The organism is Pseudomonas sp. C5pp, assembly GCF_000814065.1.
Lineage (GTDB): Bacteria > Pseudomonadota > Gammaproteobacteria > Pseudomonadales > Pseudomonadaceae > Aquipseudomonas > Aquipseudomonas asiatica.
On sequence record NZ_JWLN01000018.1, the window covers coordinates 69,313 to 89,292 of the forward strand.

The following is a 19,980-nucleotide window of genomic DNA, read 5'->3' on the forward strand; positions in this document are numbered from 1 at the left end:
ACGCGTATCCCCTGTGGGAGCGGCCTTGTGTCGCGATGGGCTGCAAGGCAGCCCCCGGTTCAATCAGCTGCGAAACTTGGGCAGCGGTCTGTCCAGGGTCAGCGAGGTCAGGGTCTTGCGGACCTGGGCCTCATCAGCCTCCAGAGCCTTGAGGCTTGCGCGGATCTTGCCGGCGGCGGGCACGTCGCCCTGCCGGTCGATCCAGTCGGCTATCTCCTTGCAGGCACTGCTCAGGCAGGCCTGGCGCTGGTTCATCAGCGACAGGAGGGTGGTGAGCTCTCTTTCGGACATGGCAGGATCCTCCATTCAGCCTTGTCAGTGTAGCAGTGGCTGGCTGGCCTGCCTGAGGCCGGCTGTCGCAGCTCAGCCTTGCAGGCAGGCGCTGCGATAAGCCCCTGGCGTTACCCCGTAAGCCTGCTTGAACTGCCGGCTCAAATGGCTCTGGTCGGCAAAGCCCAGGTCGAACGCCACGTCCGATGCAGCCCAGCCACGCTTGAGCATTTCCCGCGCACGGGCCAGGCGCCGCTGTTTCAACCAGGCATGTGGCGGCAGGCCGGTGGCCTGACGGAACACCCGGGCGAAGTGGAACGGTGACAGGTTGACAGCCGCCGCCAGAGCTTCGAGCGAGGGTGGGTCGGCCAGTTGGCTTTCCAGCAGCTCACGGGCGCGGGCCACTGCCAGCGGTTCGTGGCCAGGGGCGGCAGGTTCGGCGCATTGCCCGTGCCGTTGCACCAGGGCCAGCACCGCCTGGCGCCAGGCGGTCTGCTGCTGCAGGGCACTGGCGCCGGCTTCGGACAGCTGGTGCAACTGGCTGAAGGCAAGCGCCAGGGCCGGGTCGTGGATCACGCTGTCCTTGAAGCTGGGCATGCCGTGGCGGCCCAGTTCCAGTTCGTCGAGCACCCCGGTTACCCGTTCATGTTCCGGGTAGAACCCTCGGTAGCGCCAGCCCGCTTCGTGGGCGGTGGCCCCGGTGTGCAGCTCGTCGGGGTTGATCAGCACCATGCTGCCGACCGGCGCCAGGTGCTCGCTGCCGCGATGCCAGAAGCGCTGGGCGCCCGACTCGATCACGGTGAACACATAGCCTTCATGCACATGCGGTGCGAAGCGCTGCTGGAAATAGCGCGCGTGCAGCATCTCGACGTCGCCCAGTGCCGGCGCCTGCCAGAGGTGTGTCTGTTCGCGCAGGGGCGTGCTCATGCCAGCCAGCTGCGCAAGAGGAAGAAGATCAACATGCTCACCAGCATGCTCAGCAACACGCTGCGGGTCAACAGCACCAGGGCGATGGCCACCAGCGAACCCAGCAGGTAAGGGTTGAGCAGGCTCAGGTCCAGCTGGTGCTCGGGCATGAAGATGATCGGGCCGCATATCGCGGTGAGCATGCCTGGCACGGCAAAGCCGAGGAACTGCCTGGCGTTGGAGCTCAGGCGCAAGGGCAGGCGCGGTTCCAGGAACGCATAGCGGTTGAGGAACACGATGGCGCCCATGGCAAAAATCAGGACCCAGGTCATGCGCGGGCTCCGGCGAATTTCTGGCAGACGAAACCGGCGCTCATGCCCAGCAGGCCCGCGGCCACCAAGGCGGTCTCCCAATGCCAGTAGCTGAACAACACCGAACAGAACAGCGACACTGCCACGCATACAAGTGTGGCCAGGTTGCGCACCAGCGGCGCGATCAGGGCGACGAAGGTGGCGACGATGGAAAAGTCCAGGCCGAGCTGGTCCAGGTGCGGAATGTTCTGCCCCAGCAGGATGCCGGCCAGGGTGAACAGGTTCCAGGCGACGTAGAAGGTCAGGCCCACGCCCAGGGCGTACCAGCGGTTGAACTGCTGCTGGTCGTACTGGCTGGTCAGGGCGAAAAACTCGTCGGTGAGCAGGAAGCCCAGGCCCAGGCGCCAGCGCAGCGGCTGGCTGGACAGCACCGGGCGCATCGTCAGGCCATACAGCAGATGCTGCGAGGTCAGCAGCAGGGTAGTCAACAGGATCGACGCCAGGTTGGCGCCGCCCTTGAGCATGCCAATCGCCACCAGTTGCGCGGCACCGGCGAAGACGATGGCCGAAAGCCCTTGCCCCTCCCAGGCGCTGAGGTTGGCCTCGATGGCCATGGAGCCGGCCAGCAGGCCCCAGGGGGCAACGGCCAGGGACAACGGGAGAATGGCGATGGCGCCGTGGAGAAAGGCTTGGCGGGCGATGTGGGGCATGGTGGCTGCAGTGCGTGTACTTGGCAGGCCAGCATGCCAGACGGGGCGGGGGATGGCTTGAACGATCTTGCTATGCCTGGCACGCCCCTACACGGAAACCGTGTCCGTGTTACGGATGGCTGGTCAGGTGCTGCTGCGCCGTCACGCAGCCGTTGGTGTCCACGGCCTTCTGCAGCAGGCTCTGGCGGTGCTGCGGGTCCAGGTCGCCGAGCAGGCGGTATACCTCGGCCTGGTAGTCGCGCTGGCGCCCCCACTGCATTTCCAGGCCTTGTGGCCGGTTGCGGTTGCAGGCCAGGTGCGTGGCCGGTTGCGGGTAGTAGGGCGCATACACGGTGGCCATGTTGGGGATGGCCTCCAGCGCGGTACGGTACTCGCTGCTGGCGTTGTAGGGAGGGCACCAGGTGGCGATGGCCGGCGCCGGTGCGGCAAAGCCCTGCCTGAGGCTGGCTTCGAGCAACGGGCAGGCGGCATCCGGGATTTGCGCGGCGGGCAGGTAGGTCATGTAGTACAGCGCCAGGCGGTACTGTGCGACCGGGTGGCCCAGCTCCACGGACTTTTTCAGCAAGGCGACCGCGGTCGGCAGGGTGTGGGCCATTGCCTGTCCCTGGCGGCTGAGCTCCGGGTCGCCGCCGATAGCCGTGCGCAGCGTGCTGGCGCCGTCGTCCTGATTGTCGGCCTGCTCCAGCAGGGGCAAGGCCTGGCGATAGAGCAGGTCGGCATGAGGGTCGATGCGCACCTCCAGCGCGTGCGCAGCCAGTGGCATCAGGGCGATCAACAGCGGGGGCAAGCGAAGCATGCGGCTCACAGGCAAGCTCCAGGGGGTGCCAGGTACTGATGGATGGCTTCGATGTTCATGGCGGTCAAGCGTGCGCCTCGGGCAGATCGGAACGACGGCCTATTCTAGCCACCCAAGGGGCCTGGCCGAAAGACCACCCGGCAATTCTCAGACGAGCTTGATCGGCGTGACCTTGCGCTGGGCATGTTTTTCCTGGGCCAGGCCAAGCTTGGCGGTAATGACCTTGGCAAGGGCATTGTTGCCCAGGTCGTTCAGATGCAGGCGGTCGATGAACAGGTCGGCGCCGAACACCGGCGAGCTGCTGAGCATGCAATTCATGTCGTAGCAAGGCACCGGGTCGGCCTGGCTCTTGATGCGGCGGAAGAAGGCCGAGTGCAACTGGCTGTCGAATGCGCCGTCCAGCAGCCGGTCGAAATTCGCCGGTTGCCGCTGCAGCGCATTCAGCATTGCCTCCTCGCCAGCGGGCAGGCTATCCCGGCACCAAGGCAGCAACGGCTGCAGGATGAAGGTGAGGGTGGAATGGCTGTCTGCCAGCAGCCGGTCCCATTGGCGCAAGGTCCGGCCAATGCTGTCGGCGGCTCGGGTGAGGCGCTTTTCCGGAGACGACAGCGACCAGGTGGCAGGTGTCACGGCCGGAGGCGTGGCCAACGCCTGACCGATGCGCCGCCACAGCGATTGCCGGCGTGGCGTTGTCGTGGGCTGCATGCCTTCGCTGAAACTGTTGAGAAAGTCCTGATAGGCCTTGGCTTGCCGCGGGTCGTTCAGGCTGGCGAGGACTTCGCAGAGGGCTTCGTGGGCCAGGGTGTTGAGGCCGCTTAGCACCACCACATGGCCAAGCTGGCCAAGGCGGTGCTGGTGGGTCAGGAACATCAGCAGCTCCTGGCTCGCATTGAGCCCGCAGCCGGCCAGGCTCAGCCAGACTTCGCCAGTAAGCATCGACAGGTGCGAGGCCACCGTGTGTTCGTCTGAGCTGGCTCCGATGCCCAGCGCGGCGGAACCGCCGACCAGCAGGTTGATGCGTGATGCACCACCGCGTTCGGCTACCGAAAAACGCTTGCCGGCGCAATGGCTGTAACGCAGGCCCAGGGCATCGGTATTGATGGTGCCGGAGCGGTAGCCGGTTTCGTGCACATGCACGGTGTGCGGTGCACGCCGGCTGCCCAGCAGCAGAAAGCGCTGGTAGTCCTGTTGCAACGGCGAAGGTGAAGGGCACGTGTCAGTCGCAGTCATAGGTTCTCCTTCTCTCGCAGCGGGCACCGTGCATCACATTCAGGCCGCCAGCTCCCTGACGTTGTACAGCAGGCCGCCGGCGGCAATCAGCAGCAGGGCGACCCCCGAGGCCAGGCTGATCATGCGGTTGCTGCGTTGCGAGGCGATCTTGCCAATGGCGAAGATGTAAAGGCTGAGCACGGCAAAATCGATGGCCACCCACAGCAACGACAGCACCACCATGCTCTTGCCGAATGACTCGGTGATCTGGATGAACTGCGGGAAGAAGGCGATGAAGAAGATGATGTCCTTCGGGTTGGAGATGCCCACCATGAAACCTTGCAGCAGCCCACCGCGGCCAGGCTTGGCGAGCTCGCCCGGTGCCTCGGCTGCCGGCGCCTGCAGGGCGTCCCGCAGCGTGCCGACGGCGATGTAGCCGATGAACAGGCAGCCCAGCAGGCTCATGGCGCTGAGCCAGGCCTTGTCGATGGCGGCGCTGGTGAGAATGATCCAGGCCGCTGCGCCGATCAGCACCAGTGATGCCCAGTTGGTGCCGACAGCGGTGAACATGGCCTTGCGTGAGCCGGAGGCGGCCGCGGTGTTGACGATCAGTGCCACCACCGGGCCGGGGGTGGCGATCAGTAGCAAGACAGTCAGGGCATAGGTAGCGGTGAGTGCGGTATTCACGGTCAGGTCTCGATCAGTATGTCGGGTGTTGCCGGCTGTACGGCATGGGCGTGGAACGGGCAGCGGGACGGGTTGAGCGATCCTGCCTCCTGCAGTTGGTACTGCTTCCACTCGTAGTTGTCGGCATCGCCGAAGAAGCCAAGGGTGTCGGGCATGACACCGTCGTTGTAGTGGTGCACGCGCTCGCGGATGCGTTCGCGGATACGATGGCCGCTTTCGGTGTTGACGTTGGCCACTTCGTCGAAGTTCGCCCGCGGGTTGATGACGAAGGTGATGTGTGGCCCCAGGTTGCGGCTTTTCATCTGCTGGTGGCCGGGGAAGTTCATGTTGATGAACAGCGGCATGCCGGCAAAGCAGAACGACCAGGCATTGTCGTCGGGGTCGGTCGGGATGCCCTGGGGCCAGGGATGCGGGTCGCGCGCGTGCACGCCACGCAACACCTTCCAGGCCAGCGCCTGTTGCTCGGCCAGGGTGTAGTCGGCGGCGGTTTCGAGAAACACCACCAGTGGGCTGCCGATACGCTGCTTGGGTGGGATAGGTGCGACGGTGCGCACGTAGTCGGCCAGGCCCATGGCGATGTCATCGGCCAGTTGCCCGGCCCGGGCGAAGAGGATGTGGCAGGTTGCGCCGTTTACCGCCTTGCGGCCGAACAGGCAGGGAAACTCGGGGTTGGCGAGGACACTGCGAAAATGTTCTACGGCTTTGTAGGTCCAATGTCGCGTGTTGCGCACATGGTCAGCGGCCAGCTCTAGCGCATCCAGGCGATAGCAAGTTCCATAACCCGTCGACATGATTTCCCCAGGCGTAAATTTGATGAACGTTCAAGTCACATGCAGGCAGGATCTTGGTTATGTTTATTATTTACCTGCATTTTCCGAGACGTCCTTGACGTTGTAAAACGCGTGGAACTATGACCTACTATTAGTCTTACTCATGCTCGGGGCGTCGCCATGTCGGAACGGATTCAGGCTTTGCACGCGCTGCGTGCCTTCGAGGTAGCCTCTCGCTATGGCTCATTTACCCGTGCCGCGGAAGAGCTGGCCCTGACCCAGGGCGCCGTCAGCCACCACATCAAGACCCTCGAAGCCATGTTCGGCTGCGACCTGTTCGAACGCCGCGGGCCTAAGCTGGCCCTGACCGAGCACGGCCGCCTGCTGGCGCAGGAACTCAAGGTTGGCTTCAAGATCATCGAAAATGCCTGCGCTCTGTTGCGCCAGGACCGCTACGGCCTGCGTCTGAAGGCACCGTCCACGCTGACCGTGCGCTGGCTGCTGCGTGCGCTGGATGCGTTCAAGAAGACCGAGGACAACTGCAGCGTGCAGCTGTCCAGCGTGTGGATGGACATCGACAGCGTGGACTTCTATTCCGAGCCCTACGACTGTGCGATCCTCCTGGCCAACGGGCGTTTTCCCGCCGATATCGAGAGTTTCAAGCTGTTCGATGAATGGCTGATCCCGGTGTGCCACCCGGATTACATGGCCGAGGCGCAACCGGACCTTGCCGATCTGGCCCAGTGCGAATTCCTGCACCCGTCCCCTGACCGGCGAGACTGGCGGCGCTGGCTGGCTCGCATGGACGCGCTGGACATCAGCATCGACCACGGGCAAGTGTTCGATACCCTCGACCAGGGCATCTCGGCTGCCCAGCAAGGCCTGGGTATTTCGGTGGTCGACCTGGTGCTGGCCAGTGCCGACCTGCTGGCCGGGCGCCTGGTTACGCCGTTCAAGCACGCGGTGGCCACCGGCGACGGCTATTACATGACCTGGCTCAAGGCCAGCCCCAAGGCGCGGCAGATGCACAAGCTGCGCGAGTTCCTGCTTGGCCAGGTGCCACCGCTGCCCTGCAAGGACATCAATTACCTGTACGGTTGAACACGCGTTCGAGCAAGCGCCCGGCCGCCGGCAAGCGCCCGGCGGTGGAGAGGTTTGTGGCGGGGGTGTTTGTCTTGAGGGATTCAGCGCCTGTGGGATCGAGCGCCGCGCGGGCGGCGCTCGATCCCACAGGCGCTGAAAATATTGCGACAAACACCGGCTGGCCCCAACAAAATGCGCTGCGACGGTGCGTCAGCGGTAGAATCGCCGCAATCAGCACAACAAACGATTCAGAGGTCGACGCGGTGGAGTTGCAGCAGGGCTTTGTCCTGACCCGACATTGGCATGACACGCCCGAAGGCACCTGCGTGGAGTTCTGGCTGGCCACCGACCAGGGGCCACGGCAGCTGCGCCTGGCGCCACAGGTATCAGTGGCATTCATCCCCCAGGCGCAGGAAGCGCACGCGCGGGTGCTGCTGGCCAACGAAGCCGGTGTCGAGTTGCGGCCGCTGCAGTTGAAGGACTTTGACCAGCGCCCGGTGTTGGGCCTGTACTGCCGCCAGCACCGGCAACTGATGCAGCTGGAGCAACGCCTGCGCACCGCCGGTATCGATGTGTTCGAAGCCGATATTCGCCCGCCCGAGCGCTACCTGATGGAGCGCTTCATCACTGCCCCGGTGCAGTTCACTGGCCAACCGGATGCCCAGAGTGTGTTCTGCGATGCCCAGCTCAAGCCCTTGACGGGTTATCGGCCGCCGCTGCGCCTGGTGTCGCTGGACATCGAGACCAGCGAGCGGGGCGAGCTGTACAGCATTGCCCTGGAAGGCTGTGGCCAGCGCCAGGTGTACATGCTCGGGCCGGCCAATGGCACGGCTGATGACCTGGACTTCGACCTGCACTACTGCACCGACCGCGCCGACATGTTGGCCTGCCTCAACCAGTGGATGGCCGAGCACGACCCGGATGCAATCATCGGCTGGAACCTGATCCAGTTCGACCTGCGCCTGCTGCATGAGCACGCCAAGCTGCTGCAGGTCCCGCTGGCACTGGGGCGCAATGGCGCACCGATGACCTTGCGCAGCCATGCCGGTGGTGGCCACGTGTTCGCCGATGCCCCGGGGCGGCTGCTGATCGATGGCATCGAGGCGCTGCGCTCGGCGACCTGGAGCTTCCCGTCGTTCAGCCTTGAAAGTGTCGCCCAGACGTTGCTCGGTGAGGGCAAGGCCATCGATACGCCGTACCAGCGCATGGATGAAATCAACCGCCGCTTCGCCGAGGACAAGCCGGCGCTGGCGCGCTACAACCTCAAGGATTGCGAGCTGGTGACACGCATCTTCGCCCACACCCGCCTGCTCGAATTCCTGCTGGAGCGGGCCTCGGTCACCGGCCTTGCGGTGGACCGCAGCGGTGGTTCGGTGGCCGCGTTCTGCCACTTGTACATCCCGCAGATGCACCGCCTGGGCTTCGTTGCCCCCAATCTTGGCAGCCGCCCCGACGAAGCCAGCCCCGGTGGCTTCGTCATGGATTCGCGCCCGGGCCTTTACGACTCGGTGTTGGTGCTGGACTACAAGAGCCTGTACCCGTCGATCATTCGTACCTTCCTGATCGACCCGGTGGGGCTGGTCGAAGGTTTGCGTCTGCCTGACGATGAACACTCGGTGGAAGGCTTCCGCGGTGGGCGTTTTTCCCGTAGCGAGCATTGCCTGCCGGCCATCGTCGAGCGGGTATGGCAGGGCCGGGAAGCGGCCAAGCGCGAGGGCAACGCGCCGCTTTCGCAGGCGCTGAAGATCATCATGAATGCCTTCTACGGAGTGTTGGGTTCGAGCGGCTGCCGCTTCTTCGATCCGCGCCTGGCTTCGTCGATCACCATGCGCGGCCATCAGATCATGCGCCAGACCCGCGCGCTGATCGAGGCCAGGGGCTATGAGGTGATCTACGGTGATACCGACTCCACTTTCGTCTGGCTCAAGGGCGCCCACGGCGAGGAGGCTGCAGCACGCATCGGCCGTGAGCTGGTGGCCGAGGTCAACCTGTGGTGGCGCGAACACCTGCGCGAGCAGATGAATCTGGAAAGCGCACTGGAGCTGCAGTTCGAGGTGCATTACCGGCGCTTCCTGATGCCCACCATCCGCGGCACGGACGAAGGCAGCAAGAAGCGCTACGCCGGGCTGGTGCAGCGGGCCGATGGCAGCGAGCAGATGGTCTACAAGGGCCTGGAGTCGGTGCGTACCGACTGGTCGCCGCTGGCCCGGGAGTTCCAGCAGGAGCTGTACGGGCGGATATTCCGTGGCCAGCCATACCGCGATTACGTGCGCGACTATGTGCGGCAGACGCTTGCCGGTGAGCTGGACGAATTGCTGGTATACCGCAAGCGCCTGCGTCGGCCGCTGGCCGACTATCAACGCAACGTGCCGCCGCACGTGCGCGCGGCCCGCCTGGCCGATGACTACAACCGCCACCTTGGCCGCCCGATGCAATACCAGCGTGGCGGCTGGATCAGCTACCTGATGACCACCGCGGGCCCCGAGCCGCTGGAAAACCGGCAGGCGCCCATCGATTACGATCATTACCTGAGCCGCCAACTGCAACCGGTTGCCGATGCCATTCTGCCGTTCGTGGGGGATGATTTCGCTGCGCTGACCGATCGCCAGCTCCTGTTGTTCTGACGCGGTGGTACCTGGCTAGCACTCGCTGGCCAGTGGCAGCCACTAGTTTCGCACCTCCTATTACCCTGGAGGCGCGACATGCAGAACCGTCTGAATCCGACCCGAGCATTGCCCACCACCCTGGACCTGGAGCGAGGCTTCCAGGACGGCATCCTTGCCCGCCGCTTGCCGGCCTGGCTGAGCGGGTTGAACCTGGCAAGCCCCGGCAGTGCGCTGCAGCCACCTTTTTCGGTAACGGCAGAACAATTGACAACGCTGCTGCAGGCCCTGCAAGACAGTTTCGACTGCCGCCAGCGTCTGCAGCGTCACCTGGCGTCGCTGCAAGGCATTCACGCGTTCAGCAAGCCGCTGCTGCAGCGAGCGTTGCAGGAAAAACTGCATTCCTTGCACGACCCGGATACGCTGTTCTACCGCCACACCTACTTCAGCCTTTCGCCCCATCCGGAACTCGCCACGGGCCACTTGGGGCAGCAGGAAAAAAACCACTACGACATCGCGCTTGTCGATGCTGCGCTGGCCAACTTCACCGAGGAGGAAGCGAGACCGGGCACCCTGCCGCGTAGCGACTGCCTGGTGGACGCTGCGGGTGTGATGATTCCGGGGGTGAGCGCTTCGGCGTTGGCTAAGGTGTGCCGTCAGCTGGATCTGGGTGAGCGCTATCAGGAGCACCTGGACAGCGTCCTGTACCCGCCCGCCAGAGGCACCGAGGGCATGCAAGCCACGCTCAAGACGCAGCTGGTGTCGAACATGCAGGTAGATGACTTCAAAGCAATGACCGAGACGGCCCTGACCCCTGCAGAACTGGCCCTGATCCTGGGGTTGTGCAGCAGCGGCGCACCTGGCAGGTTCAAGGGCGACCCGGTCGCCGCCAGGCGTCTGCGTGTCTTTGGGTGCATGCTTGAGCAGATCATCGTGCTGCATGTCACCCGCACGACGCTGGGTTTTACCAGCACCAGACGTGTGCTGGTGTACCTGCCCGGCGACCCGGTCAGCCCGTGGTGTGCCGCGCCAGATCTCGACACTTTTGTCCGCAGGACCTTGGGCAAACGCCTTGCCGACCCTCAGTACCAGCGTTTCTTCAGGCGCTTCGTGCGCCTGCGTGATCAGGCCGGTTTTTTTGCCCGGGTTACCGACGAACTTGCGGATGTGACCGAAGCAGCCTCGCGGGATATGGAGCAGCACCTGGTTGATTGTGCATTGCCCTTGTTCGACCACCAGGCACAGGCGCGTATCGACGTGATCAAGGATGACGCAGCGTTCATCGCAGTACCGGTGCGCATGATCGACAGTGGCGTTCAACAGGCACAGCGTGAACGCCTGGAGGCCGGCGCCTGGGCTACGGCAGGGGTAGTGGGGTTGTTCGTGCCGGCCATTGGCGCGGTGATGGTGGCAGCCATGGCCTGGGACATGTTCAAGGACGCATTCCATGCTGTGGAAAGCTGGCGAGAGGGCGATATCCGTGCTGCGGTCGAACACCTGCTGAACATCGCCAGGACGCTCATCACGGTGGGTATCACGTCTGTGCTGGCCGGCGCGGTGGTGCGTAAGACCGATCGGGTCGAGCAACTGGTCACGGCGCGGCTCGAAGATGGCAGCGAAAAGCTCTGGAGCTTCGACCTGGCGCCTTTTCGCTCCGCGCCGCCTGCGCTGCAGGCGCAGCTCGATGCCGAGGGTGTGTATCGCCTGGGCGGGCGTTGCTGGGTGAACATGCAGGGTTACTTCTACGAAGTGGTACAGGGCGACGACGAGCAATGGAGCCTGCTGCCCAGGCAAGGCCACGGCCCCGGGTTACGGCACAACGGCGCCGGCGCCTGGCGGGTATGGTGCGAGCAGCCGGTGGAATGGGATGACACGCATGTTATGTTCCGGCGGCTGGGCGGTGAGTTCAGGCAACTGGAAGACGACCAGATCGATCACGTGCTGGCCATTCACGGGATGGAGCCTGACGATTTGCGCGGCTTGCATGTGTGCGGCCAGGCAGCGGATGCCTGCCTGTCGGACACCGTCAGCCGGGTCGGGCTGGCGAACCGCATCAAGGTCTTGGTCAGCCAGCTGCGCGCAGGCGGGCCGGTGGCCGATACGGCACTCCTTGCCCGGGCCCAGCGTTGGCAAGGTACAGGGGAAGTGGCGAATGACGAGCTGGCTGATTATCTCTGGAACCGACGCCGTTCGTTGCTGGGGCAGTTGTACTACGAGCAGTACCCCCTGACGGAGGAGACGCAGGTGTTACAGCGCGATTTTGCCAGCCTGCACCGGCTAGCGGCGGAACACCTGTTGCGTACGGCAAGCCCGGACGACCTGTTGATCTCGGCTGCGGCACTGGTCAAGCGCATCCGTTGCATACGTGTACACGAAGCGTTGCTGTTCGATACGCCGCAAACCCTCGACCTTGCGCGTTTCACCCTGGGCATGCTCGAACGCATGCCTGGCGTGGGCACCGGTCCGCGCTGGCAATTGTTCGACGGTGATGCCGGTACGCCGCTGCTCAGCACCCGTGGGGAGGGGCGGCAGTTGCAGCTCAGGTACCGGGATGGCCTGTTCCGTCTCAGCGATGACCAGGGGCCGTTGGGCCCTGCCGGTGAGTTGTTCCAGCAGATTGCCAGCGGATATACCCGTGAGCAGCATGCGACATTGGCCGTTGGCAGACCGTTCGCCTTGCAGCTTCGCGGCGAGCTGGCACGGCGGGTGGCGCAACAGCGGGAAGTGATTGCCGAAGTGCTTGGCATCCGGCCCCCGAATGGCGGCGTGTTCATGCCGTTACGCCTGGCCAATGGACGTGTCGGCTACCCGTTGAGTGGCTGGCGCCAGTGCCTGGGCCTGGATCGGGCCGTGGTCAGGAACCTGGCTGGCGAACTGCGTGACCTTTACCCGGCTTTCGACGATGGCGATGTCGAGCACTGGCTGGAACGGTTGCGGGCGTCGCAACATGACCCAGCGACGGAGCTGGCCGAACTGAGGCAACAGCTGGGCACCTTGCGTCGGGCTCTGAAGAGCTGGCGGATGGGCACGGTCAAAGTCTGGGCCTGGAAGGCGCGCCGCGAGTTCGCCCAGGGCCTCATTGACTGCTGGCGCTACCTGGTGCCCAAACAGCTGGGGGCTGTAGCGGCGGACCGTGGCTTTTTGCTGAGTTGCTACAGCAGTGACCTGGATGCACTGCCAGCCATCCCGGCGACGGTCAGCTTCGCGCATGTGTCGGACCTGGCATTGAGGTCACTGCAGATAAACACCGTGCCGGACACATTTCTGCACGCCTTCTCCACGCTGAGGACGTTAAGCATCAGCAATTGCCGATTGCGTACGTTGGCGTTGACCCAGGCCATGGCCGAGCGCCTGCAGGTGCTGGACTTGTCGAACAACCAGATCGGGCCGGAAAGCGGCATGCCGGCCCTGCTGCATCGCTGCCGCTCGCTGGTGTACCTCAATCTGTCCCACAACCCGTTGCGCAGTGCGCTGTCAGTCGAGGGCATGCCCCGGCTCAATGCCCTGATGCTACGGGGGACGCAGTTGACGCAGATGCCTACTGGGGTCATGGAAGCGCCGCACCTTCATACGCTGGACGTGAGCCACAACGCGATCCGCACCTTGCCCTACGGGTTCTATCGCTCGGACTTGTGGTACGCGGGGCGGGTCTGGCTTGCAGGCAACCCCTTGCTGCGCGACCAGGATACCTGGCACGAGGTGCTCGAAGACCAAGTGCCGACGATGCTGCGCTGGACCGACCTGGTGCAACCCGCTGAACGTGATCGCATGGCCAATATCTGGGGCAAGCTCAATGGCCAGGAGGCGTCGAAGGACTTCTTTCACCTGCTGCAACGCTTGACCGGTTCGGCCGATTTCCAGCAGGAGTTCCTGGCCCGCTACCTGGCGCTAAGGGTACTGCGCATGCTGGTGTCGATGAGCGAACAACCGATGTTGCGCACGGAACTGTACGCGCATGCGTTGACCGAGCATTGCCAGGACAATGCAACCTTGCGCTTCAGCGACCTGGAAGTACGTGTGCGCATATGGAAAGCACTGCACGGTAGCGTGGCCGACGACCCGGAGCGGGCGCTGTTGCACCTGGGCGGCCAATGCTGGCGGCTGGATACCCTTGACCAGGTGGGTGGCTTGCACGCCGTGCGTGCTGGCCGACCCGAGGAGTCGCTGGAGTTCGCACTGGCCTACCGGCTGGCGCTGGCCGATGACCTGGACCTGCCTATCGAGCACGACGAAATGCTCAACCCCGGCGTTGCCAACCTGTCACGGCAGGATATCGACGCCGCCGCGCAGCTGGTGCGGGTTGCCCAGTCCAGGGACGCGCTGGTCGATTATCTATCGACTACACCGTTCTGGAAGGAGCACCTGGCCCGCGCCTTCGCGACGCGCCTGAGTACGCCGCACTTCTTTCATGCCGAACTGGAAGTGCTGATAGAGCGCGACGCCGCGCAAGCGGACATCGACCGGCTTCAGGATCGCGTGAAACAGTGGGAGCTCAATGTGATCAAGCAACTGACACGGGAGGCATTGGGCCGCCATCTGGCGGTTGTGATGATACCGGTGGCTGCGCCCAGGTAGTGATCACTTTTCTGTCGGCGACAGTGTCGAGCGGTTACCGGCCAGCAGTTGGCGCTGTTCTGAAGAGGTGGTACCTATCTAGCCGACCATCTGGCAAACCTGTGCCTATTGTCAGGCCTTTGGATCAGACAGAGGCCTACAACGTGACTACACCCACCAAGCAGCAACCGCCAACCGCCGATACGCTGGCCATGGAGCAGGCCTATCAGGACAACCTCATCGTCAAACGACTGCCCAGATGGATTCGCCGGCTGCGTATCGTATCGCCGACCGAGCAGAACATCCCGGCCAACGGTCTGTATGAATCGCAGCATGCTGCTTTACGTGACGCGTTGAAAGACAGCCTGGCCTGTCGACAGTGGCTGGAAAAGGAGCTTGCGCGCATCGAGGGCATCGACCGTTTCGTCAAGCCGCTGCTACAACACGCCATGCAGGAAGAATTCGGCACCAGGGAAAATGTCGATGGCCTGTATTTCAGGCGCTGGTACACCTACACCGCTCCCAGCCAGGGCAGCGTTTGGGGGCGCTATCCGGTGGTGGAAAAGGACTATTTCGACGTACCGCTGATCGAGGCGGCACTGGACAACTTCACGCCGGGCGAGGGGCGGAACGAACAGCACAAGGACAACTGCATCGTCGACAGCCTGTCGCAACGGCTCGCCTCACCAACCGCGCCAGCCTTCGCACGCTTCTGCCGCCAGCTGGATCTGGGCAAGCGCTATCAACAGCACCTGGACAGCGTGCTCAAAGCGCCGAGCAGCCAGACAAGCGGCTGGCGCAGCATGACTTCGACGCTTGCCCAGTTGTACAGCTCGGTCATGCTGATCGATGCGTGCAAGGCTAAAGGCGATGGAGTACTGAGTGCTGCCGAACTGGACCTGGTGCTAGAGCTATGCAAGCACGGCAGACCTGGCACGTTGTACGAGTCGAAAGTAGTGGCCCGGCAACTCAAGGCGTTCGGCTGCGACTTGCAACAGATCGTGATACTCGATGTATTTCATGACAAGGTCAGCCGCAAGATCATTGTCTATATTCCCGATGACCCCCACGGTCCCTGGACCGCAAGCCCCGACCTGGAAAGCTTCACCCGCAAGGTCCTGGGCCAGCGTCTGCGAGACAAGCGCTATCAGGATTTCTTCAAACGCTTCATACGCCGGCGCGACAGCCAGCAGTTCTTCTCCAGAGTTGCCAAGGACCTGGAAGGCGTCGCCGATTGGGCAACCCGGGAAATGGACCAGCACATGCGGGACTACCCGCTGCCGTTGTTCGAGCACCTTGCTTGCGCGCGGATCGATCACATCAAGGACGATGCTGCGGTGATTGCAACGCCGGTGTCTGACCTTGACCGCAAGGCCCAGGAAGCTCATCAACAAAGGTTGGTTGCCGAGGGTTGGACACTGGCTACGGTGGCGGGCGTGTTCATCCCTGCGCTCAATGCACTGCTGCTGGCGGTAATGGTCTGGGACCTGCTGGGCGAGCTGTTCCAGGCCGTCGAAGACTGGCGCGAGGGCGATACCAGCGCCGCAATGGAGCATGTGCTCAGCGTGACCAAAGACCTGGCCGTGATCGGTGTCACCGCTGTGGTATGGCGGGAAGCGAGCCGGGCCTGGGCCGCATTGGACCAGTGGGTGCCAGCGCGCCTGGAAGACGGCAGCGAGAAACTCTGGAATGGAGACCTGGTGCCGTTTCGCAGTGCTGCACTTCCCGCTGGGGAAGTGGCCGATGCAATGGGCATCTACCGTGCACAGGACAGAAGCTGGATGACCATGGACGGCCACAACTACGAAATCGTCCAGCGCGCAGATGAAGAATGGCAACTGGCACCACGAGGTGGCCATGGACCTTTGTTGCGTCACAATGACGCCGGTGCCTGGCGGCTGTGGACCGAGCAACCGGCCAGCTGGACAGACAAGCACAGGATGTTCCGCCGCCTGGGTGAGCGTTTCGCTCGGCTGGATGATGAACAGATTGACCAGGCCATGGCCGTCCATGCCCTGGATGCAGACCATCTTCGGGCGTTGCATGTATACGGTCGGCCACCTGAGGCCGAGCTGGTCGATACCGTAGAGCGCCTGCTGATCGACCGCCGGCTGCAAGCCTTGCTGGACGATTTGAAGCTTGGGCGGGTGCCGGAGGACGCGCCGTTGCTGTCGAAGGCCCGGGCCTTGCCTGGCGTCACCGAGCACGACGGGCCGGCATTGGCGGCGCAGGTCTCTGCAAGGCGTCGCCAACTGTTTCAACAGGTGTATGACGGGCAGCAGGAGCCGGACGATGCGGCGGTGGCAACGTTGCGCAGGGCATTCCCGAGCCTGCATCGCCGAGCGGCGCGCGAGCTGCTGGCTGAGCTGTCGGCCGAAGGTGCGGAGTTTCAGGCACTGGTCAGCGGCACGGTGCCGTTTCGGCTGGTCGAAAGGGCCCGGCTGAGTGTACTGCGCATACGTGTTGCGCGTGCCTGCGAGGGGCTGTTCATCGAAACGCCCCAGACCCTGGACCAGGCCAAGGTCGCGCTGACGCTGCTCGAGACTCTGGATGTCAGGGAGGCCAGGCCGCGCTGGCGGCTGTACGATGGCGATAGCCCGCAGCCGTTAATGACGACCGCTGGTAACGGGCAGAACTACAGGCTTGTACATGACAACGGGCAGTTCGAACTTGAGGACGCGCTAGGCCTGGAGCTGCGCGGCCCCGGCGAGTTGTTCGAGACCCTGGTGGAGGCGTTTGTCCCTGACGATCATGCGGCACTCGGCATCACTGAACCCTATGCCGCGAGCTTGAGAGCAGTATTGGGCCGGCAAATTGCCGGGCACAGCACAGTGCTCGCCCAGGCGTTGGGCAAAAAACCTCGACAGCCATGGATGTTGACGCCAATGCGCCTGGAGGATGGCAGGGTCGGCTACCCGCTTGGTGGGGGCCTGGGACGCTTTGTCCGGCCTGCGTCTCGGCCGCGCGCGTTCGAGGCGCGGCTGCGCAAACTCTACCCAGCGTACAGTGACGAGCAGATCGAAGCCTGGCTGGCCAGGCTGCATGCTTCGGGGCGCGATACCGAAGCTGCACTCAGGGTGCTCGAACAGCAAGAGGAGCTGTTGAAGGCCCACTTGAAAGGCTGGGAATGGCACGGCCTGATGACCGGTGAACGAACCGAGCGCAAGCGGTTTCGCAAAGCAATCATGAGTTGCTGGCGGGCGCGGGTGCCTGGTCAGGTTGTCCCTGAGAACGAAAGGGAATCTGTGGCTTGGCAGTACAGCGGCTATGAGCTGCGCTCATTGCCTGTATTGGGGCCACAGTTCATCTTCGAGCATGTTACCGAGCTTTCCCTGCGCAGCCTGCAACTGACGGAAGTGCCAGAACAATTTCTTCTTTCATTCCCCAATCTGACGTCTCTGGAACTGAACTACAACCGGTTGGAGCGGCTGCCAGGTAGCCTGGCGTCGCTCAATGATCTGCGCATTCTCGACCTGTCCGCCAACTGCATCTCGCTGGACGTGCCTCAGGCTCAAGTGCTGGCGCTCTGCCGCCGGTTAAGGTACCTGAACCTTTCGGGCAACCGTTTGAACATGCCCTTTTCCGTGGTGGGGATGGAACAGTTGGCCGAACTGCGTTTGCGCAGTACAGGGTTGGCATCGTTGCCCGAGGGCATCACGAATTGTGGGGCGTTGTACATGCTCGATGCTTCCAACAACTTCATCACTACGTTGCCCCCTGGTTTCATCGAGTCCGATTTATGGCAGCGCGGTTACGTGGCGCTGGCAGGCAATCCTGTGTTGCTGCGTCAGGCTGAACGGGCGCAGCAGACCTGGAATATTCCAGAGTACAGCACGGTCCCTGAGAAGTTTCGCTGGGCGGACCGCCTGGATGGCGAGAGCCGTGAAGACCTGAGCAACTTGTGGATGACTATCGAGCAAATGGATGGGGCGACGAGTTTCATGCAGCTGCTCAAACAGCTCACGCGCTCGCAAGACTTCACTCATCCTCGATTTGGGGAAATGCTGGCTTTACGGGTTTTGGCGATGATGGCAAAGATCGAGAAGGTTCCACAGCTGGCCAATGAGCTTTTCTCCCGTGCAGTGGTTGAGAACTGCGCCGACAACGCCACGGTGGTCTTCCAGGAACTTGAAATCCGATGCCTTGAATGGGACGCCGAGCAGGCTGCCCCTTCTGGCAGCCAGGAGCGAGTTCTGGTCGCGTTGGCGCGGCGGTTGTGGAGGCAACGGGAGGTCGAGTTCATCGCCTTGCGTGAGGCTGAGGCTGCACGTCGCGGGAACGAGTCGATCGAATGGGCACTGGCCTATTCGATTCGCTTGCGCGAGGACCTGGACCTGCCAGGCAATGCGCGGAGCATGCTCCACGCTTGGCTCCCTCACCTGAGTGACGCTTCGGTCATGCGCGCGCGTGAGGAGATAAGGCGTAACGAGACAGCCCAATCGGTGGCAGTGTGGATGGTCCAGCAAACGTTCTGGAGAAAATATCTCGAGAAACGCTACGTACGCGAACTCGAAGTGCCGCGAAGTTTTCAGAACCAGTTGGCTGAGGATGCCAATGCCGATGACGCCGCCAGGTTGATGGCGGAAATCAGGCAGTGGACCGAAAGGACCGAACTTCAACTGACCATCGAGGCTCTGCAACGGCCGGCATGACCAGGGCGCATTGGACTATGCTCAAGCTACAAGTGATAGAGGTATTTTTTCGGGCTAGGGACGGTGAGCGACCGCACTTGGTAACCGCCGGTTACTGTTCATTCAAACATGGAGGCCTTTTGCTGGTTTACGCTCGCTCGTCGGATCTTTCGCCCTGATCTGTAGTCTTCTGGTTTATCGAGAGAATAAGGAGATACGCATGTTCGTCCGGTCATTGACCCTCGCCACCTTGCTCGCGCTTGTCGGCCCAGTGTTTGCCGCCGACAGTGACGCACCGCTGGCCAAGGAACTGGGCAAGGCCAGGCCCTTGGTCGTCATTGCACCCAGCAGCGCCGACCCGACATTGCGTGGGTTGAACGAGGCCCTCAAGGACCCGGCCACCCAGGCCGCCTTCAAAGAGCGCAACCTGGTGGTGTACAGCGTTGCCAATATGATGGGCAAGCGTGAGGACAAGAACCTCGAGCAGCAGACCACCATGGCCCTGATCCGCGAGTTGAAGCTGGGTGCCAGCAAAGGCACCAAGGTGATCCTGGTGGGCAAGGACGGTGAGCGGCACATGCTCAAGGACGACGAAGAGGGAGGGGCCATCGACCCGCAGGTGATCCTCAAGGCGGTCGATGATCTGCCGGCCAGCGAAAAAGCCGTGACGGCGCCGGAGCCTGTGGCAGCGGCGGCACCGGAACCCAAGGCCAAGGACAGCAAGCCTGCCAAACCCGCCAAGCCGGCCGCGCCACCCAAGCCGCTGGAAGACTGACCCTGCACGACGGCCCCGAGGCATTTTGGGGCCGTCGTGTATCCCACTGTATCTGCCCACGCTGCAGACCCATTCCCATACAAAACCGCACCCCGCGCGATACATCCAGGACATACCGCAACGGCCTAATGGCTCCACATTCCAACCACAGTGGAGCGACACCATGACTCAAGTACGAAACACCCTCGGCCTGCTCGGCGCTGCCCTGATCGGCAGCATGGCTTTGAGCAGCAGCGCTTTTGCCGTCGAGCCGTTGGCCCAGGGTTACCAGCTGGCTTCGGCCAAGGTGGCAGGCGAGGGCAAATGTGGTGAAGGCAAATGTGGTGGCAGCGCCAAGGCCACCCAGGGCGAAGGCAAATGCGGTGAGGGCAAGTGCGGCGCCAGCGCCAAGGCCGGTGCCGAAGGCAAATGTGGCGAGGGCAAGTGTGGTGATGCCTCGTTTGCCAAGACCGACAGCAACCACGACGGCAAGGTCTCGCACGACGAGTTCCTGGCGGTGGCGAAGGACCGTGCCGGCGACTTCGACAAGATCGACAGCAACCATGATGGCTTCATCTCCGAACAGGAGGCGGCGGATCACCTCAAGGCGATCTACCAGGCAAATGGCAAGGCCATGCCCGACGGCTTGTTCAGCCACCTGACCGGCAAGTCCTGAACCTCTACCCCATGAACCGC

14 protein-coding genes are annotated in these 19,980 nt (G+C 63.2%); 6 read left to right on the plus strand and 8 right to left on the minus strand.

Annotated features, from left to right (window positions below; genetic code table 11):
- Positions 1-63: 63 nt before the first annotated feature.
- The 8 genes from RR51_RS16250 to RR51_RS16285 all read right to left on the minus strand — a co-directional run bounded on the left by RR51_RS16250 (position 64) and on the right by RR51_RS16285 (position 5,680).
- Positions 64-291 carry a hypothetical protein gene (locus tag RR51_RS16250; RefSeq protein ID WP_003260451.1) on the minus strand — a complete coding sequence of 76 codons (228 nt, stop codon included), beginning with the start codon at positions 289-291 and terminating at the stop codon, positions 64-66.
- Positions 292-363: 72 nt separating this feature from the next.
- Positions 364-1,197, minus strand: a complete 834-nt coding sequence (locus RR51_RS16255; RefSeq protein ID WP_003260449.1) for an AraC family transcriptional regulator — start codon at positions 1,195-1,197, stop codon at positions 364-366.
- Positions 1,194-1,508, minus strand: a complete 315-nt coding sequence (locus tag RR51_RS16260) for an AzlD domain-containing protein (protein WP_013971957.1) — start codon at positions 1,506-1,508, stop codon at positions 1,194-1,196. The genes RR51_RS16255 and RR51_RS16260 overlap by 4 nt, the downstream gene beginning before the upstream one ends.
- On the minus strand, positions 1,505-2,197 hold the full coding sequence (locus RR51_RS16265) for an AzlC family ABC transporter permease (protein WP_013971958.1): 693 nt from the start codon (positions 2,195-2,197) through the stop codon (positions 1,505-1,507). The genes RR51_RS16260 and RR51_RS16265 overlap by 4 nt, the downstream gene beginning before the upstream one ends.
- 109 nt (positions 2,198-2,306) lie before the next feature.
- Entirely contained in the window at positions 2,307-3,002 is a 696-nt protein-coding gene (locus RR51_RS16270; protein ID WP_039614088.1) for a hypothetical protein, read from the minus strand.
- A 138-nt stretch (positions 3,003-3,140) separates the two neighbouring features.
- The gene (locus tag RR51_RS16275; protein WP_039614089.1) at positions 3,141-4,223 is read right to left on the minus strand and encodes a hypothetical protein; all 1,083 of its coding nucleotides are present in this window, start codon (positions 4,221-4,223) and stop codon (positions 3,141-3,143) included.
- Positions 4,224-4,262: 39 nt separating this feature from the next.
- Positions 4,263-4,889, minus strand: a complete 627-nt coding sequence (locus RR51_RS16280) for a LysE family translocator (RefSeq protein WP_039614090.1) — start codon at positions 4,887-4,889, stop codon at positions 4,263-4,265.
- Between the two features lie 2 nt (positions 4,890-4,891).
- Positions 4,892-5,680 (minus strand): YqcI/YcgG family protein, encoded by a 789-nt coding sequence (locus tag RR51_RS16285; protein ID WP_015269755.1) that lies wholly within the window; start codon positions 5,678-5,680, stop codon positions 4,892-4,894.
- A gap of 159 nt (positions 5,681-5,839) precedes the next feature.
- On the opposite strand from RR51_RS16285, the gene RR51_RS16290 reads away from it, so the two are divergent.
- From RR51_RS16290 to RR51_RS16315, 6 genes are all read left to right on the plus strand, one after another.
- Positions 5,840-6,760, plus strand: coding sequence for a LysR substrate-binding domain-containing protein (locus RR51_RS16290; protein WP_039614091.1), 921 nt, complete (start codon positions 5,840-5,842; stop codon positions 6,758-6,760).
- A 245-nt stretch (positions 6,761-7,005) separates the two neighbouring features.
- Positions 7,006-9,366, plus strand: a complete 2,361-nt coding sequence (locus RR51_RS16295; protein ID WP_039614092.1) for a DNA polymerase II — start codon at positions 7,006-7,008, stop codon at positions 9,364-9,366.
- Positions 9,367-9,444: 78 nt separating this feature from the next.
- Positions 9,445-13,920 carry an NEL-type E3 ubiquitin ligase domain-containing protein gene (locus RR51_RS16300; RefSeq protein WP_039614093.1) on the plus strand — a complete coding sequence of 1,492 codons (4,476 nt, stop codon included), beginning with the start codon at positions 9,445-9,447 and terminating at the stop codon, positions 13,918-13,920.
- A gap of 143 nt (positions 13,921-14,063) precedes the next feature.
- Entirely contained in the window at positions 14,064-18,551 is a 4,488-nt protein-coding gene (locus RR51_RS16305) for an NEL-type E3 ubiquitin ligase domain-containing protein (protein WP_039614094.1), read from the plus strand.
- A gap of 199 nt (positions 18,552-18,750) precedes the next feature.
- Positions 18,751-19,305 (plus strand): DUF4174 domain-containing protein, encoded by a 555-nt coding sequence (locus RR51_RS16310; RefSeq protein ID WP_039614095.1) that lies wholly within the window; start codon positions 18,751-18,753, stop codon positions 19,303-19,305.
- Between the two features lie 163 nt (positions 19,306-19,468).
- Positions 19,469-19,960 carry an HvfA family oxazolone/thioamide-modified RiPP metallophore gene (locus RR51_RS16315; protein ID WP_039614096.1) on the plus strand — a complete coding sequence of 164 codons (492 nt, stop codon included), beginning with the start codon at positions 19,469-19,471 and terminating at the stop codon, positions 19,958-19,960.
- Positions 19,961-19,980: the final 20 nt, after the last annotated feature.